General features: G+C 47.1%; 27 protein-coding genes and 1 rRNA gene. All 28 read left to right on the top strand.

Translation table 11 applies throughout. The features are described 5' to 3' along the window. Nucleotides 1-87: ribosomal RNA gene (gene rrf / locus HNQ47_RS10175) — 5S ribosomal RNA — on the top strand; the annotation flags it as partial. Between the two features lie 69 nt (nucleotides 88-156). Then, a complete protein-coding gene (locus HNQ47_RS09810) occupies nucleotides 157-1,527 on the top strand; it encodes a tetratricopeptide repeat protein (protein ID WP_183329228.1) in 1,371 nt (456 codons plus the stop codon). Next, nucleotides 1,524-2,438 (top strand): glycosyltransferase family 2 protein, encoded by a 915-nt coding sequence (locus HNQ47_RS09805; RefSeq protein WP_183329227.1) that lies wholly within the window; start codon nucleotides 1,524-1,526, stop codon nucleotides 2,436-2,438. The genes HNQ47_RS09810 and HNQ47_RS09805 overlap by 4 nt, the downstream gene beginning before the upstream one ends. A gap of 48 nt (nucleotides 2,439-2,486) precedes the next feature. Further along, complete coding sequence (gene ffh, locus HNQ47_RS09800) at nucleotides 2,487-3,902, top strand: signal recognition particle protein (protein ID WP_183329226.1); 1,416 nt, start codon at nucleotides 2,487-2,489, stop codon at nucleotides 3,900-3,902. Between the two features lie 80 nt (nucleotides 3,903-3,982). Then, nucleotides 3,983-4,252: a 30S ribosomal protein S16 gene (gene rpsP / locus HNQ47_RS09795; RefSeq protein WP_183329225.1), complete on the top strand. Its 270-nt coding sequence runs from the start codon at nucleotides 3,983-3,985 to the stop codon at nucleotides 4,250-4,252. Nucleotides 4,253-4,254: 2 nt separating this feature from the next. Further along, a complete protein-coding gene (locus tag HNQ47_RS09790; RefSeq protein ID WP_183329224.1) occupies nucleotides 4,255-4,503 on the top strand; it encodes a KH domain-containing protein in 249 nt (82 codons plus the stop codon). Nucleotides 4,504-4,541: 38 nt separating this feature from the next. Further along, nucleotides 4,542-5,030: a ribosome maturation factor RimM gene (rimM, locus tag HNQ47_RS09785; protein ID WP_183329223.1), complete on the top strand. Its 489-nt coding sequence runs from the start codon at nucleotides 4,542-4,544 to the stop codon at nucleotides 5,028-5,030. Then, entirely contained in the window at nucleotides 5,027-5,749 is a 723-nt protein-coding gene (gene trmD, locus HNQ47_RS09780) for a tRNA (guanosine(37)-N1)-methyltransferase TrmD (protein ID WP_183329222.1), read from the top strand. The genes rimM and trmD overlap by 4 nt, the downstream gene beginning before the upstream one ends. Before the next feature lie 86 nt (nucleotides 5,750-5,835). After that, entirely contained in the window at nucleotides 5,836-6,183 is a 348-nt protein-coding gene (gene rplS / locus HNQ47_RS09775) for a 50S ribosomal protein L19 (protein ID WP_183329221.1), read from the top strand. A gap of 46 nt (nucleotides 6,184-6,229) precedes the next feature. Further along, nucleotides 6,230-6,847, top strand: a complete 618-nt coding sequence (gene lepB, locus HNQ47_RS09770) for a signal peptidase I (RefSeq protein ID WP_183329220.1) — start codon at nucleotides 6,230-6,232, stop codon at nucleotides 6,845-6,847. Next, entirely contained in the window at nucleotides 6,847-7,695 is an 849-nt protein-coding gene (gene ylqF, locus HNQ47_RS09765) for a ribosome biogenesis GTPase YlqF (RefSeq protein ID WP_183329219.1), read from the top strand. Before lepB ends, ylqF begins: the two co-directional genes overlap by 1 nt. Beyond that, nucleotides 7,688-8,287, top strand: a complete 600-nt coding sequence (locus HNQ47_RS09760) for a ribonuclease HII (RefSeq protein ID WP_183329218.1) — start codon at nucleotides 7,688-7,690, stop codon at nucleotides 8,285-8,287. The genes ylqF and HNQ47_RS09760 overlap by 8 nt, the downstream gene beginning before the upstream one ends. Before the next feature lie 44 nt (nucleotides 8,288-8,331). After that, nucleotides 8,332-9,069 carry a DNA-processing protein DprA gene (locus HNQ47_RS09755; RefSeq protein WP_183329217.1) on the top strand — a complete coding sequence of 246 codons (738 nt, stop codon included), beginning with the start codon at nucleotides 8,332-8,334 and terminating at the stop codon, nucleotides 9,067-9,069. A gap of 57 nt (nucleotides 9,070-9,126) precedes the next feature. Continuing rightward, entirely contained in the window at nucleotides 9,127-11,259 is a 2,133-nt protein-coding gene (topA, locus tag HNQ47_RS09750) for a type I DNA topoisomerase (protein ID WP_183329216.1), read from the top strand. Beyond that, the gene (gene trmFO, locus HNQ47_RS09745; protein WP_183329215.1) at nucleotides 11,249-12,547 is read left to right on the top strand and encodes a methylenetetrahydrofolate--tRNA-(uracil(54)-C(5))-methyltransferase (FADH(2)-oxidizing) TrmFO; all 1,299 of its coding nucleotides are present in this window, start codon (nucleotides 11,249-11,251) and stop codon (nucleotides 12,545-12,547) included. The genes topA and trmFO overlap by 11 nt, the downstream gene beginning before the upstream one ends. Further along, complete coding sequence (gene xerA / locus HNQ47_RS09740) at nucleotides 12,540-13,436, top strand: site-specific tyrosine recombinase/integron integrase (RefSeq protein ID WP_183329214.1); 897 nt, start codon at nucleotides 12,540-12,542, stop codon at nucleotides 13,434-13,436. The genes trmFO and xerA overlap by 8 nt, the downstream gene beginning before the upstream one ends. Nucleotides 13,437-13,552: 116 nt before the next feature. Then, nucleotides 13,553-14,482 (top strand): 30S ribosomal protein S2, encoded by a 930-nt coding sequence (gene rpsB / locus HNQ47_RS09735; RefSeq protein WP_246346139.1) that lies wholly within the window; start codon nucleotides 13,553-13,555, stop codon nucleotides 14,480-14,482. 21 nt (nucleotides 14,483-14,503) lie between these two features. Then, a complete protein-coding gene (gene tsf / locus HNQ47_RS09730) occupies nucleotides 14,504-15,391 on the top strand; it encodes a translation elongation factor Ts (protein ID WP_183329212.1) in 888 nt (295 codons plus the stop codon). Between the two features lie 91 nt (nucleotides 15,392-15,482). Continuing rightward, the gene (pyrH, locus tag HNQ47_RS09725) at nucleotides 15,483-16,193 is read left to right on the top strand and encodes a UMP kinase (protein WP_183329211.1); all 711 of its coding nucleotides are present in this window, start codon (nucleotides 15,483-15,485) and stop codon (nucleotides 16,191-16,193) included. Between the two features lie 10 nt (nucleotides 16,194-16,203). Further along, nucleotides 16,204-16,749: a ribosome recycling factor gene (frr, locus tag HNQ47_RS09720; RefSeq protein ID WP_183329210.1), complete on the top strand. Its 546-nt coding sequence runs from the start codon at nucleotides 16,204-16,206 to the stop codon at nucleotides 16,747-16,749. A 39-nt stretch (nucleotides 16,750-16,788) separates the two neighbouring features. Beyond that, on the top strand, nucleotides 16,789-17,487 hold the full coding sequence (uppS, locus tag HNQ47_RS09715) for an undecaprenyl pyrophosphate synthase (RefSeq protein ID WP_183329209.1): 699 nt from the start codon (nucleotides 16,789-16,791) through the stop codon (nucleotides 17,485-17,487). Continuing rightward, the gene (locus tag HNQ47_RS09710; RefSeq protein WP_183329208.1) at nucleotides 17,484-18,269 is read left to right on the top strand and encodes a phosphatidate cytidylyltransferase; all 786 of its coding nucleotides are present in this window, start codon (nucleotides 17,484-17,486) and stop codon (nucleotides 18,267-18,269) included. The genes uppS and HNQ47_RS09710 overlap by 4 nt, the downstream gene beginning before the upstream one ends. Before the next feature lie 12 nt (nucleotides 18,270-18,281). Next, complete coding sequence (gene rseP, locus HNQ47_RS09705) at nucleotides 18,282-19,355, top strand: RIP metalloprotease RseP (protein WP_183329207.1); 1,074 nt, start codon at nucleotides 18,282-18,284, stop codon at nucleotides 19,353-19,355. A 76-nt stretch (nucleotides 19,356-19,431) separates the two neighbouring features. After that, nucleotides 19,432-22,365, top strand: a complete 2,934-nt coding sequence (locus tag HNQ47_RS09700) for a chromosome segregation protein SMC (RefSeq protein WP_183329206.1) — start codon at nucleotides 19,432-19,434, stop codon at nucleotides 22,363-22,365. Then, nucleotides 22,352-23,299, top strand: coding sequence for a signal recognition particle-docking protein FtsY (ftsY, locus tag HNQ47_RS09695; protein WP_183329205.1), 948 nt, complete (start codon nucleotides 22,352-22,354; stop codon nucleotides 23,297-23,299). Before HNQ47_RS09700 ends, ftsY begins: the two co-directional genes overlap by 14 nt. Next, nucleotides 23,289-23,570 (top strand): YlxM family DNA-binding protein, encoded by a 282-nt coding sequence (gene ylxM, locus HNQ47_RS09690; protein WP_183329204.1) that lies wholly within the window; start codon nucleotides 23,289-23,291, stop codon nucleotides 23,568-23,570. The genes ftsY and ylxM overlap by 11 nt, the downstream gene beginning before the upstream one ends. A 9-nt stretch (nucleotides 23,571-23,579) precedes the next feature. Next, on the top strand, nucleotides 23,580-24,791 hold the full coding sequence (locus HNQ47_RS09685) for an acetate/propionate family kinase (protein WP_183329203.1): 1,212 nt from the start codon (nucleotides 23,580-23,582) through the stop codon (nucleotides 24,789-24,791). Next, nucleotides 24,781-25,713 carry a DHH family phosphoesterase gene (locus tag HNQ47_RS09680; RefSeq protein ID WP_183329202.1) on the top strand — a complete coding sequence of 311 codons (933 nt, stop codon included), beginning with the start codon at nucleotides 24,781-24,783 and terminating at the stop codon, nucleotides 25,711-25,713. The genes HNQ47_RS09685 and HNQ47_RS09680 overlap by 11 nt, the downstream gene beginning before the upstream one ends. Nucleotides 25,714-25,735 lie beyond the last annotated feature (22 nt).

Raw genomic sequence — 25,735 nt, 5'->3', positions numbered from 1 at the left:
CCTGTTCCCATCCCGAACACAGAAGTTAAGCACTCCCGCGGCGAAAATAGTTGGGCCTGCCCCTGCGAACATAGCACGTTGCCGGGTTTTTCTTTTCTTAAGGTACGCAAGTTGGCGTGCTTTTTTTTTCACTCTCTTTCGTGTACAATGAGTAATATGAATCAAGAAGAATTAAGAGATACGATTATTGATGCGTTAGACCAGGATGAGTGGGAACAAGCATTAAACTTGATTGAACAATATTACCGGGAATATGGCCCGGACTTTTTCTATTTTATGTCATTATCGGACTGCTACATGTATGAAGAAAGATTTCATGACGTTTTAGACCTTATGCATCATGCCAAAGAACTGGGTTTTCAAAATACCTATATCCATGAAAGAACCGGAGATGCTCTGATCGGAATGGGACGTTTTGAAGAAGCGTTGGAAAGCTATCTACAATGTGACATTGATGACGATGATGCAGAAATGCTTCGCATTCGTTATATCATTGGTTTCTGTTATATGAAATTAAATGATTATCAAAACGCTGCGAGTTATTTTGAAGATGTCCTGCTGGAAGCAGATTATCCGATGGCCTATCTGATGTGCGGTACTGCCTATATGATGCTGGATAAAGATCAGCTGGGCATTGAGTATATTGATAAAGCAGTTGCGCTGGATAGCAATTTACTGGACGAAGCGGCCGAGACCATGAATCAGATGGGAAGTCTGGAAGGACTGCATTCGCTTCTTGATCATCATCTAGAAGCAGATAATGCTGATCATCTTCAATATGAGTATGATTTTTTCATGGAAAATGATCAATACGACGAAGCGATTGACCGAATGGAACAATTGAAAAATTCCGCCCCGAACATCTGGACGTATTCGTTATTAGGAAATGCTTACGCAGCCAAACGTGAATCCGAAAAGGCCAATCGTTGTTATCGGGCGGCGCTGGATGCTGAAAACGTGGATATGGATGAAAAGGATGTATTGACCGCTAAACTGATACTGCTTGAGAATCTTGGATTGAATAAAAGTGAACAATACCAATACTTAAAAGAATATCTTCATTCTGCTAAAGCGAATTTAGATATTTATTCAAAGCTTTGTGAATTTGCGACGGAACATGAAAATAAGCGTCTTGCCAATCAGCTGATGAAAATCGAAACAGATCCAGAAACACCTGAATCGATTGCTTTCCATATTTCCTATTATATGACTTTCCGGATGCCGGAGGAAGGACTGGAATATATGAAAACGATCGATCATAGTATGCCGCAGTATTATGCGATCCTTCTGCTCTTTCAATATTATGCCGGCCATCTGGATGAAGTCATCGCCTTGAAAGAAAAAGCACTGCCCGACGGGCATGCTGCTTTCTACATTTACTGCAGTTATCTGCAGACTGGACGCTTTGAAGAAGCAGAGAACTTTTTTAAGACTTATGCCGACTCGTTTGATGATCCGGATGATGAGAACTGGGAAATATTTTCAGATTTGATCCATGATCTGGATCAGAGGTTTACGGACAGATGAATCCGAAAACAAGTGTCCTCATGCCCGTGTACAATGTCGGAAATTATGTTGAAAAAGCCATCCGATCGGTCCTTTCCCAGACTGAAACGGATCTTGAATTGATCGTGATCAATGACGGCTCGACCGATGATACTTTATCTGTTATTCAAACGATTCATGATGAGCGCATTCATCTTTTTTCGATCGAAAACCACGGCGTTTCTTTTGCCCGGAATATGGCACTTGATAAGGCTGCCGGAAACTATTTGATGTTTGTCGACGGGGATGATTATCTTGAGCCCCATATATTAGCCGACTGCATGGCGATGATGGAAAAACGCAGCTGTGACATTGTGACGTTCGGTTACATCCGGGAAGGCAAATATCTTCATCTTCGTTCAAGATGCAGCCGCTGGCCGATCCTGACGGGAAAGGAAGCCGTCCGGGCATTGGTCCAAGAACAAGGAATTGATAATTATTTATGGGGAAAATTGTATAAAAAAGAATGTTTTGATGGTATCCGTTTTCCCGAACAGAAAGACTCTTTTGAGGATGCTTACACAAGCTACCGTGTGCTCCTGAACGCTGAACGTGTCGGCTGTCTGCATGAATATGGTTACCATTACCGGGTCGGCCGATCTGGGTCATTGACCAATCATATGGATTACGACCGTGTTTCGGAGATGCGCGAGTCCTTCCGCTATCAAGAGCGGGCATTGAAAAAACTTTTTCCGGATGATGACTTTCAGTTTGACCGCCAGTACTGCAATGCCGATCTTTATTTAATGAGCCTGCTGGTATTTCGTCCATCGGCAAGCCAAGGATCTGAATTCAGACCTTCACCCATTCGCTGGCAGTATGTGCCTGTCAGCCGAAAAATTGCTTATCAGCTTTTGCAGGAGGCATTAAAAATAAAGACGAAACGCAAATGACAATTTGATACAATTATGGTACTCTAGACATGTTTGAGGAGTGAAACTATGGCATTTGAATCATTAAGCGACCGCTTAAATAAAGCATTAAAAAATATTACCGGTCAAGGTAAACTGACCGAAAAGAATATGAACGACATGCTGAAGGAAGTCCGCATGTCGCTGCTGGAAGCCGATGTCAACTATGAAGTTGTCAAGAATTTCATCGCCGATGTAAAAGAAAAGGCCATGGGCCAGGAAGTCATGGAATCTTTGAATCCAGGCCAGATGGTCGTGAAGATCGTTCATGATGAAATTCAGGAACTGCTCGGATCAGAAGATGCGCAGCTGAACTTTAAGAAACAAGGCATTACTACATTGATGATGGTCGGCCTTCAAGGAACCGGTAAAACAACCGCTTCGGCAAAGATCGCAAAATATTGCACGAAGAAAATGAAACGGCGGGTCCTGCTGGTCGCCTGCGATGTGGTCCGTCCGGCTGCTATTCAGCAGCTGCAGACATTGGGGCAGGACATTGATGTCGATGTCTTTACGATGGGCGCCGATGTAGATGCGGTGACGACAGCTGAAGAAGCGATGAAATATGCGCAGGATCGGCAGAAAGATTTAGTTATCTTCGATACCGCCGGCCGTCTGCATATTGATGAAGCTTTGATGCAGGAATTATCCGATATGAAAGCGTCGATCCAGCCGGATAATATTGTGCTGACCGTCGATGCGATGAGCGGTCAGGATATTATCACTGTAGCCAGGGATTTCAATGAAAAACTGGGAATAACCGGATTGATCGTCACGAAGTTAGATGGTGACGCCCGCGGCGGCGGCTTGCTTTCTGTGCGCAGCATCACGAATGTACCGGTCCTATTTGTGTCCAATGGTGAAAAAATGGATGATCTGGAAGCCTTCCATCCCGACCGTATGGCGGACCGGATCCTGGGCATGGGCGATGTCATGACTTTGGTAGAGCAAGCACAGGACAAACTGGATATGGAAGTCGAACAGAAGACTGCCGAACGAATGATGGCTGGTGTCTTCACATTCAATGATCTGCTGTCACAGTACGGCCAGATCAAGAAAATGGGTTCGATCCAGAATATGATGAAGATGATCCCCGGCCTGAATAAGATGGTCAAAAATGTCGATGATGATAAGCTGAATTCGGAGATGAAACGCAACGAAGCGATCATACAATCGATGACACCGTATGAACGTGATCATCCGAAAGTCTTGAAGGCATCCCGCAAGAACCGGATCGCAAAAGGGTCCGGCGTCAAAGTGGCAGATGTCAATAAATTGATCAAACAGTTGGAACAGATGCAGTCGATGACAAAAATGATGAGCGGCGGCAGAATGCCGAACATGGGCGCGTTCCAGAATATGCAGCGCGGCGGGGGCTTAGCCGGAACCAGCCGTCATGCCGGAAGCAAGAAACAAAAGAAAAAACGGAAAAAGAAGAAAAGATAAAAGTGTCAAGTAAAAATACTTGACACCTTTTTTTATCTATGATAGAGTTGTGACTGTCTTAGAAAAGGAAGGTATAAACAATGGTTAAATTACGTTTAAAGAGAATGGGTAAAAAAGGACATCCGTTTTATCGGATCGTCGCTGCTGATTCCCGCAGTCCGCGTGACGGCCGCATCATCGAGGAAATCGGTACATACAACCCATTGTTAGAAAAGGACCAAGTCAAGTTAGATAAAGAAAAAGCGATGAAATGGCTGCAGAACGGTGCACAGCCATCGGATACCGTTCGTTCTATTTTATCAAAACAAGGCATCATGAAAGAATTTCATGATTCTAAATTTGCGAAGTAATCATGGTTGATTTAGAAAAAACGTTGTATGATCTGTGCTGTCCGCTGGTCGAAGATGATAAGTCTTTATCGGTAAAAACGATGACATCTACCAACGACAATGAAATTTTGTTGTATGTGTATGCAGCCAGCGAAGATGTCGCCCGTTTGATCGGACGCAACGGCTCGATGGCGGCCAGTCTGCGTCAGATGATGTCTGTTGCAGCACGGGATGAGAAAAAACGCGTTTCGGTAAAATTTGAAGCATATTAGGATGTGAGTTCACATCCTGCTTTTTTTAAGAGGTGTCTATGCAGAAAGTAGGAACCATAATCAATACGCACGGGCTCAAAGGAGTCTGTAAAATTCAGTTGACGACCGATTCGCCGGCCGAGCGTTTTGCATCCGGGCAGACGCTTTATACGGAAAACCAACGGCCGCTGACGGTTGTATCATTCCGCATCCAAAAAGGATTTGGCTACTGCCAGTTTGAAGAGATCCGTACCATCGAACAGGCAGAAGCCATCAAGCCGATGGATCTGTACATCCGTGAAGAAGATTTGCCGGAACCCGAAGACGGTCACTATTACTATTATCAGCTGATGCATTGCACGGTATACAACGAACAGAATGAAGAACTAGGGGAAGTGACCGATATTCTGGAGACGGGTGCGAATGCGGTGCTGCGGATCAGCAGCGGCAAAGGAACTTTTTTATGTCCGTATGTGCCGGCCTTTATTCTTGCTGTCGATCCGGAAGCCAAGACGATCCACATCCGGGAAATAGAGGGACTGCGATGAAGATATCGGTATTGACATTATTCCCGGACTATTTTCAGTCATTGATCGGGACGAGCATCATCAAACGTGCATATGAAAAAGATTTGTTTTCGTTTGAAACCATTGATTTCCGCACATTTACGAAGGAAAAACACGGGCATGTAGATGATACGCCGTACGGCGGCGGCGCCGGAATGCTGCTGATGTGTCAGCCGATCCTGGATGCGCTGGCATCGATCCGCACCGAAGACAGCACGGTGATCCTGCTCAGTCCGCAAGGAAAGACATTCAATCAGCAGATGGCTGAAAAACTGGCGCTTCGTTCTCATTTGATCTTCATCTGCGGACACTATGAAGGCTTTGATGAACGGATCCGCGACTATGCGGATGTTCAGATTTCTCTGGGGGATTTTGTGCTCACCGGCGGGGAACCGGCTTGTGCAGTGATGTGTGATGCGATCCTTCGGCTGGTACCGGGGGTCATCAAAGCGGATTCCAGTGCGGATGATTCATTCAGCAGCGGTCTGCTGGAGTATCCGCAGTATACTCGTCCGGAAGTTTATGACGGTAAACGGGTACCGGAAGTACTGCTGAGCGGACATCATGCGAAAATTGCCGCATGGCGTCATGAGCAGGCACTGATCAATACGGCACGGCACCGTCCTGACTTGTTGGAAAACAAGGAATTATCGGCTTCGGATCAAAAAATTGTGGATGATATATTGAAAAACAAAAACTGATATGGTAACATATTTAAGCGATTGTTCCGCTGGCACAATGTGCGAATGAACAAGTAAATCGCATGTGTGACAAGGAGGAAAAACGTATGAATTTACAGTTGGTGAATGAAATTACTAAATCGCAGTTAAAAAGCGATATTCCGGAATTCCGTACCGGCAGCACGGTACGAGTTCATGTTCGTATCAAAGAAGGTAACAAGAGCCGTATCCAGGTGTTCGAAGGTGTTGTGATCGAACGCAGCGGCGGCGGTATTTCTGAAACGTTTACAGTTCGTAAAATGTCCAGTGGAATTGGTGTGGAGCGTAAATTCCCGCTGCATTCACCGGCCATTGACCACATTGAAGTTGTTCGCAACGGTAAAGTTCGTCGTAACAAGTTGACTTACTTACGCAACCGTTCTGGAAAATCAGCACGTATCAAAGAAATTCGCTAAGAAGCCGACTTACCTCGGCTTTTTTTCAATTGAGAGGAAATAGATTATGAGCAAAGAACAGAAAAAGAAATCTGAACTCGATTACAACGAAGACGATGAACGGACGTTAGGCGAGGATATTCTGGATTTTGTCAAAGTATTTGTGATCTGTGCCATTATCATCATGGTATTTATCAATTTCATCGCCTATCCGGTCACCGTCGTCGGCCGCAGTATGAAACCGACGCTGCTGAACGGAGAATATGGTTTTACGAACCGTTTTACCGTACTGACGAATTCGGAAGTCAAACGCGGGGAGATCGTCGTCATTACGATGAAAAACGAAGATACCGGCGAAACCGAACATTGGGTCAAACGAGTGATCGGCTTGCCGGGGGAAACGATCTCGTGTAAAAATGAAACGATTTATATTGACGGGAAAGCACTGGATGAATCGGATTATATCAATGAATCTTATCGTCAGGAAATGATTGATCAGTTTGGCTATTTTAATATGGATTTCGATGAAGTCACTCTGGATGATGATGAATACTTTGTCATGGGTGATAATCGTCCTTATTCAAAGGACTCCCGCTATGCGGATGTCGGACCGATCAAGAAAAGTCAGATTTTCGGCGAAGGTGTTTTTGTGCTTTTGCCGCTCAGTAATATGGGGATGAAATAATGGCCCGGTCCATTCAGTGGTATCCAGGTCATATGACCAAGGCCAAACGCCAAATGGAACAAAGCCTAAAAATGGTCGACTTTGTGATCGAAATACGGGATGCCCGCATCCCTTTTTCCAGTAAGAACCCGATGCTGGATGAACTGGTCAAAAACAAACCGCGGCTGATCGTTCTGTCCAAAAAAGACATGGCTGAGGCTGAGAAAACGGCCGAATGGATCAATTATTTTCAGACGGAAGGGGTGGCAGCTCTGGCATTGGATCTGACTGCCGGACGATATAAAAATGACATCGTCAAAGCCAGCCGCCAATTGTGCGCTCCGCTGATCGAAAAGCAAAAACGGCGCGGCATCCGTCCGCGGCCTTTGCGTGCGATGGTCTGCGGGATCCCGAATGTCGGAAAGAGCACATTGATCAATGCGCTTGCCGGCCGCAAGGCTGCCCAGACGGCCAATAAACCAGGGGTAACCAAAAGCCTGCAGTGGATCCGTTTAGGAAAAGACATCGAACTGCTGGACACGCCAGGTGTGTTATGGCCGAAGTTTGAGGATCAAACGATCGGATTGAAATTAGCATTGATCGGCAGCATCAATGATACAATCGTGCCGATGGATGATCTGGCTTTGTATGCCTGCAGCTGGCTGGGCCAAAATCATCCGGAAGTATTTGAAGACTATTATCAAGTACCCATTCATGAGCAGCCGTATGACACGCTGCAGGAAATTGCCCGTAAACGTGGTTATCTGAAAAAAGGTGAAATTGATGATGACCGCTTGATGAAAGCTTTTATCAAAGATATCCGCGATTGTCGCTGCGGAACCTTTACATGGGAGATGCCAAATGATTGAAAATCCGTTGGAAAACAAATTTCATAGAACCATTGTCGGTTTAGATGAAGCCGGCCGCGGACCAATGGCAGGCCCGCTGGTCGTTGCCGGGGTCGTCTTTCCGGATGGTTATACCAACCCGGAATTGGATGATTCCAAACGTCTGAGCGAAAAGAAAAGAGAACGGCTGTTTGCGGTCATCAAACAAGATGCCGTATGGTATGATATCGAATTCGTCGATGAGCAGACCATTGATAGGAAAAACATTTACCGGGCCGATCAGGAAGCAATGTTCCAGATTGCGAAAGCAGCGCCGGCCGATATCGTGCTGACGGATGCGATGCCGCTTGATGGTCTGCATAAACATGTGGAATCGATCATCAAGGGAGATCATAAATCCATTTCGATCGCTGCTGCCAGTATTTTGGCAAAAGTCAGCCGGGATCATTATATGTATCACTTGGATGCTTTGTATCCGCAGTACGGATTTGCGAAACACAAAGGCTATCCGACCAAGCAGCACAAGGAAGCGCTGCGGCGGTTCGGCGTACTGCCGTGCCATCGCCGTAGTTATGCGCCGGTCAAAGAACAGCTGGAACCGCGCTTATTTTGAGACAAGTCTTTTGTCTCTTTTTTATTTTTTCCGTATATCGGAATATGAATGCATTACGAAGTGCGATCTTATGGTATGCGGTCCAATACGACGGCAGCTGGCAGCAGATCGGCAAAGCCATCCGCGATGAAGAGCCTTATGAACCGATCGTATATCCTTATGAATATGTGACCATTGTGGATCCGGCATATCCTGATTGTCTGCGCCGGCTGCGTTATCCGCCCTGGATCTTATTTTATCAGGGGCATTGGGAACTGGCCGGCACGCCATGTATCGGGATCGTCGGCTCCCGTCAGTGCTCGATGGAAGGACTGAAACAAACGGTACAGGTCGTCAATCGTGTAAAGCATCGTTATACCATTGTGTCCGGTCTGGCAAAAGGCATCGATGCCGCATCGCACCAGGCTGCCTTGGATACATCGACCATCGGTATTCTTGGCTGCGGGATCGACCGTATCTATCCGAAGGAAAATAAGATATTGTATGAAACAATGCGTACCCATCATTTGATCATCAGTGAGTACCCGATGGGCTCGCCGCCGAAAGCCTTTCACTTTCCATGGCGAAATCGTTTGATTGCCGCGTTTTCAAACGCCTTGATCGTCATTCAGGCAACTTATAAAAGCGGTACGATGCTGACGGTGAAGGAGTGCATCGATTTATCCGTTCCGGTCTATTGTCTGCCGACGTCTTTCAATGATTCAGCGTATCCAGGGTGCAACCTACTGATCAGCCAGGGAGCAAATATCCTTTGCGGAATGGAAGATCTTGATGAGATATAATAATTGACAAAACGTTTTTTTTATAGTTTTATGTATCGTGAACATCGGAGGAACTTTATGAAGAAACATTTAGTGATCGTGGAGTCGCCTTCCAAAGCGAAGACGATTGAAAAATATTTAGGAAGCGACTACAAAGTTGTTTCCAGTAAAGGTCATATCTGTGATTTATCTACCTCAGGAAAAGAAAGACTGGGAATCGATATCGAAAACAATTTCGAACCGAAATATTCCATCAGCCGTGATAAACGGGAAACTGTCAAAGAACTAAAAGAGTTGACGAAAAAAGCCAAAGATGTCTATCTGGCAAGCGACCCTGACCGGGAAGGAGAAGCCATTGCCTGGCATCTGGCCCGGGTCCTGGGTTTGAATACCGACGAAAATAATCGCATCGTATTCCATGAAATCACCAAACCGACTGTGCTGGCTGCTTTGGATGAGCCGCGTAAAATTGACATGAATCTGGTCAAATCGCAGGAAACCCGCCGGATGTTGGACCGCATCATCGGCTTTAAATTAAGCAAATTGCTGCAGAATAAGATCCGTTCCAAATCCGCCGGCCGCGTTCAGTCTGTTGCGTTACGATTGATCGTTGATCGGGAAAATGAAATCAAAGCGTTCAAACCGGAAGAGTATTGGACCGTGCATGCGCAGGCAGCGAAAAATCGCCGGAAGTTTGAGGCCACGCTGTCGAAAGTGGATGGCAAAAAACCAAAAATCTCCAATAAGGAACAGGCAGATGCTATTGTAGATCGCTGCCAGGGAGATTTTGAAGTCACTGCAGTAACCAAACGGAAGAAAACCAAACAACCGAAACTGCCGTTTACAACCTCGACTTTGCAGCAGGAAGCCAGCATTAAATTAGGCTTCGGTGCCCGCCGGACCATGAGCGTTGCGCAGCGTCTGTATGAAGGTATTGATCTGGGCGGCCGTCAGGAAGGTTTGATTTCCTATATGCGTACCGATTCCACACGGCTGTCTGATCTTTTTGTCAACGATGCCATGGATTATATTGATAAAACCTATGGCAAGGAATATCATGGAAAAGTTCATCAGAAAAACAGTGCCAATGCGCAGGATGCCCATGAAGCCATTCGACCGACAAATATCAACTATACGCCGGAATCCATTCGACAGTATTTAAAGCCGGAAGAATATCGTTTGTATTCTTTGATTTATGCACGCACACTGGCAAGTTTGATGAAAGAAGCTGTTTTTGATGCGACTTCCGTCACAATGGAACACGACGGCTGTCAGTTTAAGGCGACCGGTCAGACCATGACATTCGATGGTTATACAAAAGTCTATGGAAAATATGAAAAATCCAAAGATGAACTGCTGCCGGAACTAAAGAAAGGAGACATCCTAAAAGATGTTCATGTCGAGGGCAAGCAGCACTTTACCGAACCGCCGGCACGTTATACCGAAGCACGTTTGATCAAGGAACTGGAAGAAAAATCCATCGGCCGCCCGAGCACGTATGCGACGATCATCGATACGCTGCAGAAGCGCGGTTATGCAACGTTGGAAAAAGCTTCGGAAACCAGTAAGACAAAAGTCTTTGTTCCGACCCAGCAAGGCATCTTGACCGATGAAAAACTGCGCCAGTATTTCTCCAGCGTGATCAATGTCGAATATACAGCGGAAATGGAAAAGACATTGGATGAAATTGCCGAAGGCAAAAAAGACAATGTAGCCTATTTACGATCCTTTTATGACAATTTCCAGCCATTGGTCGATCAGGCATATGAAAAAATGCCGAAAAAGGAGCTGGAGAAAGTCGGCAAGAAATGCCCGAAATGCGGCGGCGAGCTGGTGTACCGCAATGGGAAATATGGTAAATTCATTTCCTGCATCAATTTTCCTAAGTGTAAATATACCGAGAACATCGATGAACCAGAAGAAGCCAAGGAAGAAAAATTCTGCCCGAAGTGCGGTGCGCCGATGGTCATCAAACGCGGCAAATACGGAATGTTCTGGGCATGTTCCAACTATCCGGAATGTAAGACGATCGTTCCGTTAAAAGAAAAGCCGAAAGCGGAGCCGACCGGAGAAATGTGTCCGGTATGCGGGCATGAATTGGTACGTCGTCGTTCGCGTTACGGGAAGATGTTCATTGGATGTTCGAATTATCCAAAATGTCACTACATCAAGAAAGAACCGAAAAAGGAAAAGAAAAAAGATGAAGCCTGAAGTAACTATTATCGGCGCTGGTCTGGCAGGCAGTGAAGCCGCCTGGCAGTGCGTCAAACGAAATATCCCCGTTCATCTGATCGAAATGCGGCCGGTTCAGTATCCGGCCGCTTTTCATACGGAACAATTTGCGGAATTGGTCTGCTCCAATTCGTTACGCAGCAATTCTTTGAACAATGCGGTCGGCATATTAAAAGAAGAACTGCGCCGGCTGGATTCGCTGATCATGAGATCCGCCGATCTCCATGCCGTGCCGGCCGGCAGTGCCCTGGCGGTAGACCGTACAGGTTTTTCACAGTACATCACGGATGTGCTTCAGAACCATCCGTTGGTGCGGATCACTCATGAAGAAGTCACTGAGATTCCAAATGGTCCATGCTTGATCGCGACCGGACCGCTGACCAGTGAGGCACTGACACAATCGATCATCGACACGCTGCACACGGAAACATTTCATTTCTATGATGCGGCAGCACCGATCATTGAAAAAGAGTCCATTGATTTTTCAAAAGCGTATTATAAATCACGCTATGACCGTGGGGAGGCTAGTTATATCAACTGTGCGATGAACCAGGAAGAATTCGATGCTTTCTATGACGCCTTGGTGCATGCGGAATGTGCGAGGATGCACGATTTTGAACAAACCTATTTTGAAGGCTGTATGCCGATCGAGGAAATGGCCCGGCGCGGCCGGAAGACCATGTTGTTTGGGCCTTTGAAGCCAGTCGGTCTGCAGCGCAGCCCGGATGAACATCCGACCGCAGTCGTACAGCTGCGGCAGGATAACGTGGCTGCAACGATGTACAATATCGTCGGGTTCCAGACCCATCTGACTTGGCCGGAACAACGCCGGGTCTTCCGTATGATCCCCGGCCTGGAACATGCTGAATTCGCTCGCTATGGCGTCATGCACCGCAATTCGTTTATTTCCAGTCCGCAGGTGCTGCGTGAAACGTATCAGTCCAGACTGCGGGATGATTTATTCTTTGCCGGGCAGCTGACAGGCGTCGAAGGATATGTAGAATCATGTGCATCGGGCCTGATTGCCGGCATCAACCTGGCGCGTCTGGTTTCGGAACAGGAACCGATCGTGTTCGGACGCACTTGCATCATGGGCTCACAAGCCTATTACATCACGCATTGTGATCCGAAGCATTTTCAGCCGATGAATGCGAATTTCGGCATTCTGCAGTTTAATGAAAAATGTCGGAAGAATGAACGCAAGCAGAAGATGGCGGAACAAGCATTAGATCGAATCGATGCCATCAAGGAGGAACTGGATGGATGAACAAATTGAACGGTTTCTGCAGTACATCTATCGTTCTCATTCTCAATCGGAACAAACCGTGGATTCCTATCGGCGGGATCTCAATCAACTGAAAGATTTTGCCGCGGCACAGGGAATCAGCCGATTTGAAGACATCGATCGTCTGCTGCTGCTGCAGTTCATTGCCAATCTGCGCAACACGGAAAATGTAAAAAATGCGACCATTGCCCGCAAATTGAGCACCTATCGGTCATTTTATCGTTATTTAAATACGTATTTTGGCATTTCGGCCGATCCGACAGTTTCTGTTCGGGCACCAAAAAATCAGCGGAAGATACCGGAGTTTATGTTCGTGGATGAAGTCCGCCATTTTCTTGAGACGTATGATACGAAAGATCCTGTCGCCCTGCGTGATCAGACCCTGTTTACAATGATGTATGCCTGCGGGCTGCGGGTTTCTGAAGCCGTCAATCTGCAGTGGGCCGATATCGATATGGATCACCGGATCGTTCGAATCTTAGGTAAAGGCGATAAAGAACGGCTGGTGCCGTTTTTCAGCGGTTTTGAAGAGCAGCTCAAAGAATACAAACTGCGGTATTGGGAAAAATATGCGAAAGGTGATCATGTGTTCGTGAATCAAAGAGGGCAGGGCATGACCAGCCGCGGTATACAATATCTTATGCAGAAACATGCCGATGCGATCAATTTTCATATGAAGGTGCATCCCCATATGCTGAGGCACAGCTTTGCGACCCACCTGCTGGATAATGGCGCCGATATCCGTGTCGTACAGGAGCTGCTGGGACACGCCAGCTTGTCAACGACGCAGATATATACCCACGTTTCCAATCGAAAATTGAAAGAGGAATATCAGAAGGCGCATCCATTTGCACAAAAGAATTCCTTATGATATACTTATCAAGCGCGAGTGCGCGAAAAATTCACACACCATGAATTCGATCGCCCGTGCACATTGTGTTGCGATCGTTCGAAATGGTGGAGGAGCAACGGAAAGGAAGGACTATCATGTCAGAAAAAATCGTATCTATGAAGAAGCTGTTGGAGAACGGTGTTCATTTTGGTCATCAGACACGTCGTTGGAACCCAAAGATGAAACCGTATATCTACACCAGCCGCAACGGTGTTTATATCGTTGATTTAAACAAAACATTGGAAGAAATTGAAGAAGCCTACAACGAGCTGCGCGCCATCAGTGAACGCGGCGGCAAGGTTCTGTTTGTCGGAACTAAAAAACAGGCTGCCGAGACGATCGAGGAACAGGCACTGCGTTCCGGTTCCTTCTATGTCAACAAGCGTTGGTTAGGCGGACTGCTGACGAACTTCCGCACGATCCAGAAACGTGTAAGACGACTGGTTGAGATCGAGGAAATGGAAGCCAGCGGACAGATCGAAGTATACACAAAGAAAGAACAAGCTCATCTGCGCAAGGAAAAAGCCAAATTGGAAAACTCCCTGGGCGGAATCAAAGAAATGAAAAAGCTGCCGGATGCATTGTTTGTCATCGATCCGAAAGAAGAGCACAATGCGGTAGCTGAAGCGAAGAAACTGGGTATTCCGGTATTTGCGATGCTGGATACAAACTGCGATCCGGATGATGCGACATATCCGATTGCCAGCAATGATGATGCCGTTCGTTCCATTAAATTGGTGACGACGCTGATGGCGGATGCCATTGTCGATGCCAAGGGCGGTGTACGTGAACTGGCATATCTGGATGATACCGAAGATGACGTCAACATGGAAGATGTCATCAAAAATGTCGAACAGCAGATCGCTGAGAATGAGCGCCGCCGCCGTCAGAGAAACGAAGAGCGCCGCAGAAGAAATATGGAGCGCCGCAACCGCCGTTTCAAGCAACAGCAGGCACGTGAAGCTGCTAAGACGGAAGCAGCGAAAGCAGAAGCAAAACCTGCTGAGTCGAACAATGATCAGTAATGGATAGAAAGGAATAAAACTATGATTACAGCTGCGCAAGTAAAAGAATTACGTGAAAAAACCGGTGCCGGTATGATGGACTGCAAAAAAGCATTGGTTGCGACCGATGGTGATATTGAGAAAGCCATTGACTGGCTGCGCGAAAAAGGCATTGCCAAATCCGCAAAGAAAGCCGGCCGTATCGCTGCCGAAGGTTTGACCCGTGTAGCAATCGAGGGAAACAAAGCCGTGATCTTCGAAATCAACTCGGAAACCGATTTCGTTGCGAAGAACGAAAAATTCCTGAGCTTATTTGATGTCATCGGCAAAGCCCTGCTGGCCAATGAGCCGAAGACGATGGAAGAAGCATTGGCCGTTTCTACACCGGAAGGCACGATCAATGATCTGATCGTCGATGCCACCGCAACGATTGGTGAAAAGATTTCTTTCCGCCGATTCGATATCGTTACACTGAATGACGGTGAATATTTCGGAAGCTATATGCATATGGGCGGAACCATTTCTGCATTGGTTGTCATGAAAGGCAATGAAGATCCGACGATCGCAAAGAATATGGCAATGCAGGTGGCTTCGATGGCACCGTTATATGCAACAGAGGCCGATATTCCGGAAAGTGCGGTCGAACATGAACGCGCTTTACAGATGCAGATGATGAAGGAAGATCCGAAGATGGCCGAAAAGCCGGAGAAGGTTCTGAAAGGCATCCTGCAGGGAAAAGTGAAGAAACATTTCAAATCGATGTGCCTGGCCGATCAGGAATTCTTCCTTGAGCCGAAGAAGAGCGTCGCAAAATATTTGAAAGAAAACAAAGCCGAAGTTGTTTCTTTTGTCCGCTACCAAGTTGGTGAGGGAATCGAAAAGAAAGAAGAAAACTTCGCAGATGAAGTAATGTCTCAAATCAAAGGATAGTGATTTGAACCCCGCGGTTCTTGCCTGCGGGGTTTTTTTTACGTATGAAATCGTGTATAATCAGAATAGAAAATTAAAGGAGAAAAATCATATGTATAAACGCGTTCTACTGAAATTGAGCGGCGAAGCATTATCTTCTACCGGCCAGGGGTTTGATCCGAATATTTTAAAACGTCTGGCTTCGGAACTGAAAGAAGTTCATGAATTGGGTGTAGAACTGGCTGTTGTGGTCGGCGGCGGTAATTTTGTCCGCGGCAAGATGCTCTCGGAGATGGGAATGAACCGGGCGCAGGGCGACTACATGGGTATGCTGGGTACGGTCATCAATGCCTTAGCAGTGCAGAATGCGCTGGAAAATGAGGGCGTCGATACCCGTGTACAGACGGCAGTTCAAATGCAGGAGGTTGCGGAACCGTTTATTCTGCGCAGAGCCATCCGCCACTTGGAAAAAGGACGTATTGTCATTTTTGGTGCGGGCACCGGTTCACCGTATTTCAGTACCGACACGACGGCAGCTTTACGCGCCAGTGAGATCGGTGCTGATGTCATCTTAATGGCAAAGAACGGGGTCGACGGTGTATATAACTGTGATCCGAAAACACATCCGGAAGCGAAACGATATGAAAAGCTGTGGTATATGGATGTCTTGAATCAGGGCCTGAAAGTCATGGACTCGACCGCAATCAGTATGTGTATGGACAATGATATCGACTTGATCGTCTTCAACATGAACGAAGCCGGAAATATCGTTCGTGCGGTGAAACAGGAAGTCGACGGAACTTTGATCACAAAAAAGAAATAGGAGTAAAAATATGAGTGATTATTTAGATGAAGCAGAAATGCGCATGATGTCAACCATCGAAAACTTAGAAAGCAATTTGCACACGCTGCATACCGGGCATGCCAATGCCGGTCTTTTGGACGGTATTGCGGTGGATTATTATGGTGCGCCGACACCAATCAATCAAATGGCACAAATCAAGGTCGTGGAAGGAACACAGTTGGTGGTTCGTCCTTACGATCGTTCGATCGTGAAGGAAGCGACGCATGCGATCGCAGCCGCAAACATCGGACTGAATCCGCAGAATGAAGGCGATCAGATCCGCATCAATGTTCCGCAGCTGACCGAAGAACGTCGGAAAGAGCTGGCAAAGAAAGCGGATAAATTCGGTGAAGAAGCCAAGGTGGCCATTCGCAACATCCGCCGCGACACCAACGATCAAATTAAAAAAGATAAAGAACTTCGCGAAGATGAGGAAAAGGGAGAATTGGAAGATTCTCAGAAACTGACCGATAAATATGTAAAAGAAGTCGGCCGGTTAGTGGACGAGAAGAAGAAAGATATATTGAACGTATAAGCCCAAGCGATTGGGCTTTTTTCAGAAAGGACTGGCTATATGAATAAAATTCCGAATACGGTTGCGATCATTATGGACGGCAACGGACGCTGGGCACAGCAGCAGGGACTGCCGCGGACCGCAGGACACAAGCAGGGGGCAGAAACGATCCGGATCGTGGCACTGGAGGCCAATCGGATCGGCATCAAAAAATTGATTCTTTATGCATTTTCGACAGAAAACTGGAAACGGCCGGAGGAGGAAAAGAATTATCTCTTCAAACTGCCGGGCATTTTCTTTGCGAAATACATCAAAGAACTGCAGGAAAACAATATTCGGGTGACATATGCCGGTGAGCTGGAACGTTTCCCGCAGGCAACGCAGACCGTCATCAACAAGGCTGTCGCTCAGACTGCCGACAATACAGGTCTGGAACTATGCCTGGCGATCAATTATGGTGCCCGCCGTGAACTGATCCTGGCAATGCGCCGTTACGCACAGGACGTTCAATCCGGACGCCGGGGAAATACCATCGAAGAAGCCGATGTATCTAATTATTTGATGGTGCCGGAAGAAATCGATTTGATGATCCGTACCAGCGGAGAATTTCGTATTTCTAACTTTTTGCTTTGGCAGATTGCCTATGCGGAATTGATCTTTACACCGGTTGCCTGGCCGGCATTTGATGAACAGGCACTGCACGACTGTCTGGATGAATACGCACATCGTGACCGTCGCTACGGAGGGTTGACAAAATGAAAAAACGAGTAATTACTGCATTGATCATTGTTGCTGTGGTGGCGATCCCGCTAGGGTTCGGCGGCATCCCTTTGGAGATCCTCTCCCTCTTTATCGTTTTGACCGGTGCCTGGGAATGGACCCATGCCACGCCAAGCCAGAAACAATGGCCGCGATGGATCCTGCCGGTATTGATTGCTTGTGTGATCGTCAGCCGTTATGTACCGGAAAGCTATCGTTTCGCTGCTTTTGCAATTCCGACGATGTTCTTCTGGATCTTGACGATTTTTGTGGAAACATTTAGTATTGCGGATTTCTTTTACTGCATCACTTTTTTCTACATCTTTGCGCTGCTGTATTCAACGATGGGCTGGCTGGAAGCCGGACATCATCATTTGTATTTGATCACGGTCGCATTTGCCAACTATGGTTCCGATACCGGTGCCTGGTTTGTCGGCCGTAAATGGGGCAAGCATAAGATGAATCCGCGGCTGTCTCCGAAGAAAAGCTGGGAAGGTTTCTTCGGCGGCATCGTATCCGGTGCACTGATCAGTTATTTGGTCAGTCTGCTGTATATGCCGTATCTAACCTTGCCGACATATGTCAATGTGCTTTTGTGGATAGGCTGCCCGATCATTGCGGAATTGGGTGATCTGAGCTTCAGTGCGATCAAGCGATATTATCATAAAAAAGATTTTTCGAACTTTCTGCCCGGACACGGCGGAATTTTGGATCGCGTAGATTCTTTATTGATGAATATCCTGTTTTTGGGTATACTATTATCATTATCGTCTGCATTGTAAGGAGGAGCTCATTTGGATACTTTGATCGGCATCATCGCATTCATCTTCATGCTGAGTGTGATCATTATCGTTCACGAACTCGGTCACTTCTTGGTGGCTCGTCATTTTGGCGTCTATTGCCATGAATTTTCGATCGGCATGGGACCGCTTCTGTATCAGAAAAAAGGCAAGGAAACGAACTTTTCCATTCGTGCTGTGCCGCTGGGCGGATATGTCATGATGGCCGGTGAAGAGGACGGCTCTCAGGATGAAGAGGAAGACGACTGGCTGAAGAATGTTCCGGAGCATCGGCGTCTGAACAATTTGGAATGGTGGAAGCAGATCCTGGTGATGTTGGCGGGCATCTTTGTCAATGTTGTTCTGGCCTGGGTGATTTTTATCGGGGTGGCGATCAACCGCGGCTATGTCGTGGAACCGGCGCAGCCGGTCGTCTACCAGTTTACGGAAAATTCGGCGGTGAAGGAAGCCGGATTGAAAAAAGGAGACCGCATCATTAAATTATCTGCTGATGGCGAAACAGAGAAACCAAAGACCAACAGCGATGTTGCAGAATTCGTGCAGTATCACCATAAAGAAGTAACGCTGACCGTCAAACGGGACAAAAAGACGTTTGAAGTCACCGTAAAGCCGACATATGATAAAGAAACGAGCGGATACTATCTTGGTTATCAAGCAGTTGCTTATGCAAGGTATACATCAGCGTGGGAATGCTTCCTGGCCGGCAACAGCGATTTTGCTGAATCAGCCACAGCAATATTCAAAGCTTTTGGTATGCTGATCCAGGGAGAAGGACTCAACCAGCTGTCCGGTCCGGTCGGTATTTATCAGGTCACCAGCAAATCTGCTCAGATGGGCCTGCGGACTTATTTATCGCTGTTTGCGATGATCTCGCTGAACATCGGTATCTTTAACGCGTTCCCGCTGCCGGCATTGGACGGCGGACGTGTTCTGATCGTGCTGCTGGAGCGGATCTTTCGGCGCAAGATCAATCCCAAGATCGTGGAAACGGTCATCGTGGTCAGCTTCGTACTGCTGATGATGTTGATGGTCTATGCTACGTACAATGATATTTTACGATTGAGTTAAGGATGAGCAATCATCCTTTTTTGATGCCTGAAATTGTAGTATAATCAAGAAGTTAAGGACACAAGGAGTTGAAGTCATGTTTTTAAAACGAATTGAAATGCAGGGGTTCAAAAGCTTTGCCGATAAGACCGTGATTCAGTTTGACCATGATATTACCGGGATCGTCGGACCCAACGGCTGCGGCAAGAGCAACATTAACGATGCCATCCGCTGGGTGCTTGGTGAACAAAGCACGAAATCGCTGCGTTCAGGCAGTTCGATGTCGGATATCATCTTTGCCGGCAGCCAGGAACGAAAACCCGTCAATTTAGCGAAAGTGACACTGGTCTTTGACAATACTGCACATGTCTTCGATTCGCCGTTTGAAGAAATCGAAATTACGCGTCAGCTTTCCCGCGCCAACAACGAAGCTGGCTATTTTATCAATAAAACACCATGCCGTCTGAAAGATATCAGCGATCTGGTCATGGATACCGGATTAGGAAAAGATTCTCTGAATATCATCACTCAGGGAAATATTTCATCGTTTGCAGATGCGAAACCGGAAGAGCGGCGCTTGTTGTTTGAAGAAGCGGCCGGCGTGGCAAAATATAAAAAACGGAAACAGATCTCGCTGCATAAACTGGACCGCACCAAAGAAAACTTGGATCGCGTGCAGGACATCATCGATGAAATTGAGCGGCAGCTGAAGCCGCTGGCCCGCCAGGCAAAGAAAGCCAATCAATATTTTGAATATCACGAAGAATTAAGCCGTATTGAAATTAGTGTTTTGGTCGATGAGATCACGACGCTGCATGCCCGGCTGCAGGATTTGGAACGAGAATTATTTGAAAAACGTGCTAAATATACAAGCCAGGAAACAACGCTGCAGAAGCTGGATGAACAGATCCAGGGCCTGCGGTCATCCATGTATCAGACCGATCGGGATGTGAATGCGCTGCAGGAGCAATATACACAGAAGATGGAAGAAAGCATGCGTTTGGAACGCCGCAAGATCGAACTGGATGAAAAGCGCAAATACGCGATGCGGCAGGCGGACCGTCAGCAGCGTAAAGCAGAAGTACAGAAGATGCTGGCAGAAGCCCAATATGAATACAATGACCGGAAGGCCCGCTTCGAACAAGCCCGTGCCGATTACGAAACGTCCAATCAAGCGTTGAGCGCAGTGCGCACCCGTTTGTCAAGAAAAGAATATGAAGTTAATCAAGCCGAGGACATCTACCGCGATATTGCCAACCGGAAAACCGTTGCGGAGAATATGCTCCGCCAGCCATATCAGCACCAGGCCGGTGTTCGTTCCGTGACGGCAGCCAAAGCGTCGCTGCACGGCATCGAAGGAGTTGTCAGCGAGCTGCTGGTACCGGATGATAAGACAGCGTTGGCCATTCAGGCTGCCTTGGGCGGAAGCATGTATCAGATCGTCACGGCGGATGAAGCCGATGCCCGTCAGGCCATCCGGTTTTTAAAGCGCAACCGCGGCGGCCGGGCGACCTTTTTGCCGCTGACCGTCTGTAAAGGCCGCTATCCTTCAGACGGACAGCGCCTGATTGCCTCTGAAACACCGGGATACATTGCCTGGGCCAATGACTGCGCCGCGTGCGACCCGCGTTATGATGCGGTCAAGGACCGTCTGTTAGGCAATGTGCTGGTCATCGATACGCTGGAGCATGCCAATGAGGCCGCAAAGCGTCTGAATTATCGAGTCAAGATCGTAACACTTGATGGTGAAATTGTACATGCCGGCGGCAGTATGACCGGCGGCCGCGGCCGCAGCCAATCTTCTCCGATCACCTTGCGCAAAGAGCTTGAAACCATCGAGCGCCAGCTGCAGGAACAGGAAACCAAACGCAGTGCACTGCAGGATGAACTGACAGACCTGCGCAACGAAAACAATCGCATGGAACAGGAAAATGTCCAGCTGCGCGTAGAATTGGCGAAGATTGAAAGTGTCTACCAGGCTAAAAAAGAAAAATATGCGTCATTAAAAGGGGAATATGAACAATTTAATGAAAGTGATGCTAAATTGCAGGACGATGAATTGGTCGTGCAGATGTCAAAAATGCATGCGGAAATCGATGGTTTGACCGCCAAGATCCAAAATCAGCGCAAGCACCGCATGGATCAAGGAACACAGGCGGAAGAATTGGAAAACCGTGTACGTCTGATCCGTCGGGAAATGAGCGCAGCTTCGCAGGAGATCCACGAAGGCGAAGTGAAACAGACCAAATACCGCACACAGCTGGAAAATTATCTGACCCGGCTGAATACGGATTATCAGATGACGTTCGAATATGCGCAGTCGCAGAAACAGGATATAGAAATTGAAGCCGCGAAAGATCGTGTGGCTCTGCTGCATGAGAAGATCAATGCATTAGGCAGCGTGAATCCGGATGCGCCGAAACAATATGAAGAAATCAAAGAACGTTATGATTATTTGACCAGTCAGAAAGAGGATTTGGAACAAGCAGGCGCTCGGATCGAACAGGCCATCAAAGAGATGGATCACACGATGGTCACGCAGTTTACCGATATGTTCAATAAGATCAATGATCAATTGGATGGTGTATTCAAGGCAATGTTCGGCGGCGGCCGGGCGCATTTGAAAATGGTCGATCCGGAAGATGTGCTGAATACAGGGATCGATATCGATGTCCAGCCGCCGGGAAAAACCGTGAAAAACATTCAAACGTTTTCCGGCGGGGAAAAGGCTTTGATCGCCATCAGTGTGCTGTTTTCCATTTTACAGGCACGGACGATGCCGTTGTGCATTTTTGATGAAGTAGAAGCAGCACTGGATCAGGCAAATGTGGAGCGTTTTGCGAAATATTTGTCTCATTTTAAAGGAAAGTCACAATTTATCGTCGTGACCCATCGCCCGGGCACGATGGAGCAATGCGATACGCTGTACGGCGTCACGATGCAGCAGGACGGCGTCAGCCAGCTGCTGAAAGTCCAATTGAAAGATGCAGTCAATATTACGGAAGGAGAACAGAACGATGGCATTTCGTAAAGAAAAAGATCATTCCGATAAATATTTATCCGGATTGAAAAAAAGCAAGAAGAGTTTCGGCGACCGGATCCACTCGCTTTCGGATCATTTCCGCGGGGTGGATGATGAACTGCTGGAGGAGATCATGGTCATCCTGTTGGAAAGCGATGTTGGGATCCATACGGCACAGAAAATCGTGGATCTGTTTTCAGAACGATCCAAGGAAATTAAAAACTATGACTCGATGGAAGACTATTTCATTGCGATCCTGAAGGACTTTTATAATGAGGATCCGTCCGATATTATCCACTACAATACCGAAGGTCCGACCGTCTTTTTAATGGTCGGCGTCAATGGTTCCGGCAAAACGACGACAGCTGCGAAATTGATGCAGATGTATAAAGATGTTGAGTTTAATGTGGCAGTCGCTGCTGCCGATACATTCCGTGCCGGAGCGGTCGACCAGATCGAAGAATGGGCAAACCGGATCGGTGTGCCGTGTATCAAAGGCAAGCCGAACCAGGATCCATCCAGCGTCCTGGTCGATGCATGCCGCTATGCCAAAACCAACAACATCGATATTTTGATCTGCGATACTGCCGGCCGGCTGCAGAATAAATCCAATCTAATGAAGGAATTAAGCAAGATGAACCGTGTGGTAGCCAGAGAAATTGAAGGTGCGCCGCAGGAAGTTTGGCTGGTGCTGGATGCGACGACCGGACAGAACGGCATCTCACAGGCGAAGATCTTCATGGAAGCTGTCAATGTAACAGGCATCATCTTAACGAAGATGGACGGAACCGCAAAAGGCGGCGTAGTGCTTGCCATCCGCGATCAGCTTCACCTGCCGGTACGTTTTCTTGGATTGGGCGAAAAACCGGAAGATTTGTGTCCGTTTGAACTGGATAACTATTTAATGGGCATCACCAAAGGAATGGATCAGAATGCTGAATAAAATTGAAGCCAATGAACTGTTGGATATTTACGGAGAGCTGCTGACGCAGCGCCAGCAGGAAATTGCCGCATTCTATTATCAGGAAGATTATTCGTATTTTGAGATTGCAGAAAATTTACAAATTTCACGTGCAGCGGTACAGGATACGATTTCACGAGTAGATGCAGTTTTAAAGAAATATGAGGCTGCAATCGGTTATAATAAAAAAAGGAAAGAAATCCTGGCTTTATGCAAAGCGAAGGATTGGGAGAAGATCCCGACAATTTTATAGGAGGAAAATATGTCTACGATTGTTATGAGTGTCAACGCGGGCAGTTCGTCGTTGAAATTCCAAGTGTTCCGCATGCCGGAAGAAGAAGTACTGACACAGGGAAACATTGAACGTATTGGATTGGAAGATTCTATTTTTGGTATTACAGTCAATGGAAAAAAATTAAAAGAAACACAGCATATTGCCAATCATGGCGAAGCGGTCAAAATTTTGATGGATAAGCTGATGGAACTGAAGATCGTCAATGATCTGAATGATATTGATGCGATCGGTCACCGGATCGTACAGGGCGGCAGCTACTTTGATCATTCGGTCAAAGTGGACGAAGATGTTGTTTCGAAAGTAGACGAACTGGCAGCTTTGGCGCCGCTGCATAATCCGGCTGCCTTGGTGGGCTACCGTGCGTTTGCGGATGCACTGCCGGATTGTGTGCATACGTTTGTCTTCGATACGGCCTTTTTCCAGACGATGCCGCCGGAAAACTATATTTATCCGCTGCCATATGAGATGTATCTGACGGATAAGATCCGCCGTTATGGTGCCCATGGAACCAGTCATAAATACTTGACGCACCGTCTGGCAGAGATCCAGAACAAACCGATCGATGAAATGAACATCATCACATGCCACCTGGGCGGCGGTGCAAGCATCGCAGCAGTCAAGAACGGCCGGGCTTTTAAGATCTCGATGGGCTTTACACCGTTGGGCGGAATTATGATGGGAACACGCTGCGGCGATATTGACCCGGCAATCATTGTTTATTTATTCCGGAAATATCACTATACACCGGATGAATTGGACGATGTTCTGAACAAGAAATCCGGTGTCTTAGGCATCAGCGGTATTTCCAGTGATACCCGTGATGTCGAAGCGGCTGCCCGCGACGGCAACAAGCGTGCTATCCTGACGTTTGATATCTATGTTTCGCGCGTTGTTGAGACCATTGCCGGTTATTATGGCTTGATGGGCGGTGCGGATGCCATCGTGTTTACAGCTGGTATCGGTGAAAACAGCGATTTTATCCGCCGAAATGTGTGCAAGCGTCTGAAATGCATCGGCGTCGAGTTCTCTGATCAGCGCAATAAAGAAATGCGCGGACGGGAAGGCTTGATCAGTACGGATGAGTCGAAGATGAAAGTATATGTCATTCCGACCAATGAGGAATTGATGATCGCCCGAGATGCTTATAAGGTCTGGAAGCACGAGCACAATGTGGAATAAGATCATAGCCGCGCTGCAGCCGTATCCGAATATTCTTTTGTTCCGGCATGAATTTCCGGATATGGATGCGATCGGATCACAGCTGGGCATGAAGTTCTTATTGGAGCAGATTTTCCCAGAAAAGCAGATTTACGTGCTCGGGGAAATGAGTGGTTTAGCAGCTCAGTTTATTGATCATTCAGATTCTATTTCGGATGATGAGCTGGCAAAGTCTGCAGCGGTGGTCCTAGATACATCAAATGCGGCCCGTGTCGATGATCAGCGTTTTTTGAAAGCTCCTTTTAAAATTCAGATCGATCATCACATTCATCAAGAAAAATTCTGTGATCTGGAATGGATCGACGAAAAGGCTTGTGCGACTTGTGAGATCCTTGCCGATGCTTGCCGGAAAGCGCAGGTTTCACTGCCGAAAGTCAGTGCGGAATTGTTTTACGATGGGCTGATTGCTGATTCGATCCGGTTTACGATCAAAACGGTCCGGCCGCAGTCGTTGATGGCTGGTGCATATCTGCTGGAGCAGGGCGCTGACATCATGGCTTGTGAACAAATCAATTTTACCGGTTCCTATGCGGATTACCGCTATGAGGCACAGGTACGTATTCATTCGCATCGTAGAGAAAAGATGCTTTATGCGATCATGGAGCCGGATGTCTACCAAAGCTGTGAGCAGACATTTTCCTCAGCCAAAGAAAAGGTCTATGCGCTCAGCGGTGTACGCGGCATCACCGTTTGGGCTTTATTTACCCGAATGGAAGATGGGGTCCACTATAGTGCATCGCTGCGCAGCAAGTTGATCCCGATCCGGGATATTGCCGTACAGTATCATGGCGGCGGTCATGATTGTGCCAGCGGGATCAAAAATTTGACACGCGAAGAAGTGGATGAAATCGTGAATTTGTTGGAAAAGCGAAGTTTACAATAGCTTCGCTTTTTTGTGCTATCAT

Origin of the sequence: Catenisphaera adipataccumulans (assembly GCF_014202755.1) — a bacterium.
Taxonomy (GTDB): Bacteria; Bacillota_I; Bacilli_A; order Erysipelotrichales; family Erysipelotrichaceae; genus Catenisphaera; species Catenisphaera adipataccumulans.
This window is presented reverse-complemented; position numbering and strand designations above follow the sequence as displayed.

What these genes read in the sequence shown, in the direction of transcription:
- rpsB (WP_246346139.1), top strand. Translation starts at nt 13,553, where the DNA reads ATGTCAGAAAAAATCGTATCTATGAAGAAGCTGTTGGAGAACGGTGTT.
- HNQ47_RS09810 (WP_183329228.1), top strand. Translation starts at nt 157, where the DNA reads ATGAATCAAGAAGAATTAAGAGATACGATTATTGATGCGTTAGACCAG.
- HNQ47_RS09685 (WP_183329203.1), top strand. Translation starts at nt 23,580, where the DNA reads ATGTCTACGATTGTTATGAGTGTCAACGCGGGCAGTTCGTCGTTGAAA.
- trmD (WP_183329222.1), top strand. Translation starts at nt 5,027, where the DNA reads ATGAAGATATCGGTATTGACATTATTCCCGGACTATTTTCAGTCATTG.
- ylqF (WP_183329219.1), top strand. Translation starts at nt 6,847, where the DNA reads ATGGCCCGGTCCATTCAGTGGTATCCAGGTCATATGACCAAGGCCAAA.
- HNQ47_RS09805 (WP_183329227.1), top strand. Translation starts at nt 1,524, where the DNA reads ATGAATCCGAAAACAAGTGTCCTCATGCCCGTGTACAATGTCGGAAAT.
- ftsY (WP_183329205.1), top strand. Translation starts at nt 22,352, where the DNA reads ATGGCATTTCGTAAAGAAAAAGATCATTCCGATAAATATTTATCCGGA.
- topA (WP_183329216.1), top strand. Translation starts at nt 9,127, where the DNA reads ATGAAGAAACATTTAGTGATCGTGGAGTCGCCTTCCAAAGCGAAGACG.
- HNQ47_RS09790 (WP_183329224.1), top strand. Translation starts at nt 4,255, where the DNA reads ATGGTTGATTTAGAAAAAACGTTGTATGATCTGTGCTGTCCGCTGGTC.
- trmFO (WP_183329215.1), top strand. Translation starts at nt 11,249, where the DNA reads ATGAAGCCTGAAGTAACTATTATCGGCGCTGGTCTGGCAGGCAGTGAA.
- pyrH (WP_183329211.1), top strand. Translation starts at nt 15,483, where the DNA reads ATGTATAAACGCGTTCTACTGAAATTGAGCGGCGAAGCATTATCTTCT.
- HNQ47_RS09710 (WP_183329208.1), top strand. Translation starts at nt 17,484, where the DNA reads ATGAAAAAACGAGTAATTACTGCATTGATCATTGTTGCTGTGGTGGCG.
- HNQ47_RS09700 (WP_183329206.1), top strand. Translation starts at nt 19,432, where the DNA reads ATGTTTTTAAAACGAATTGAAATGCAGGGGTTCAAAAGCTTTGCCGAT.
- ylxM (WP_183329204.1), top strand. Translation starts at nt 23,289, where the DNA reads ATGCTGAATAAAATTGAAGCCAATGAACTGTTGGATATTTACGGAGAG.
- ffh (WP_183329226.1), top strand. Translation starts at nt 2,487, where the DNA reads ATGGCATTTGAATCATTAAGCGACCGCTTAAATAAAGCATTAAAAAAT.
- HNQ47_RS09760 (WP_183329218.1), top strand. Translation starts at nt 7,688, where the DNA reads ATGATTGAAAATCCGTTGGAAAACAAATTTCATAGAACCATTGTCGGT.
- lepB (WP_183329220.1), top strand. Translation starts at nt 6,230, where the DNA reads ATGAGCAAAGAACAGAAAAAGAAATCTGAACTCGATTACAACGAAGAC.
- frr (WP_183329210.1), top strand. Translation starts at nt 16,204, where the DNA reads ATGAGTGATTATTTAGATGAAGCAGAAATGCGCATGATGTCAACCATC.
- HNQ47_RS09755 (WP_183329217.1), top strand. Translation starts at nt 8,332, where the DNA reads ATGAATGCATTACGAAGTGCGATCTTATGGTATGCGGTCCAATACGAC.
- tsf (WP_183329212.1), top strand. Translation starts at nt 14,504, where the DNA reads ATGATTACAGCTGCGCAAGTAAAAGAATTACGTGAAAAAACCGGTGCC.
- rplS (WP_183329221.1), top strand. Translation starts at nt 5,836, where the DNA reads ATGAATTTACAGTTGGTGAATGAAATTACTAAATCGCAGTTAAAAAGC.
- rimM (WP_183329223.1), top strand. Translation starts at nt 4,542, where the DNA reads ATGCAGAAAGTAGGAACCATAATCAATACGCACGGGCTCAAAGGAGTC.
- uppS (WP_183329209.1), top strand. Translation starts at nt 16,789, where the DNA reads ATGAATAAAATTCCGAATACGGTTGCGATCATTATGGACGGCAACGGA.
- rpsP (WP_183329225.1), top strand. Translation starts at nt 3,983, where the DNA reads ATGGTTAAATTACGTTTAAAGAGAATGGGTAAAAAAGGACATCCGTTT.
- xerA (WP_183329214.1), top strand. Translation starts at nt 12,540, where the DNA reads ATGGATGAACAAATTGAACGGTTTCTGCAGTACATCTATCGTTCTCAT.
- HNQ47_RS09680 (WP_183329202.1), top strand. Translation starts at nt 24,781, where the DNA reads ATGTGGAATAAGATCATAGCCGCGCTGCAGCCGTATCCGAATATTCTT.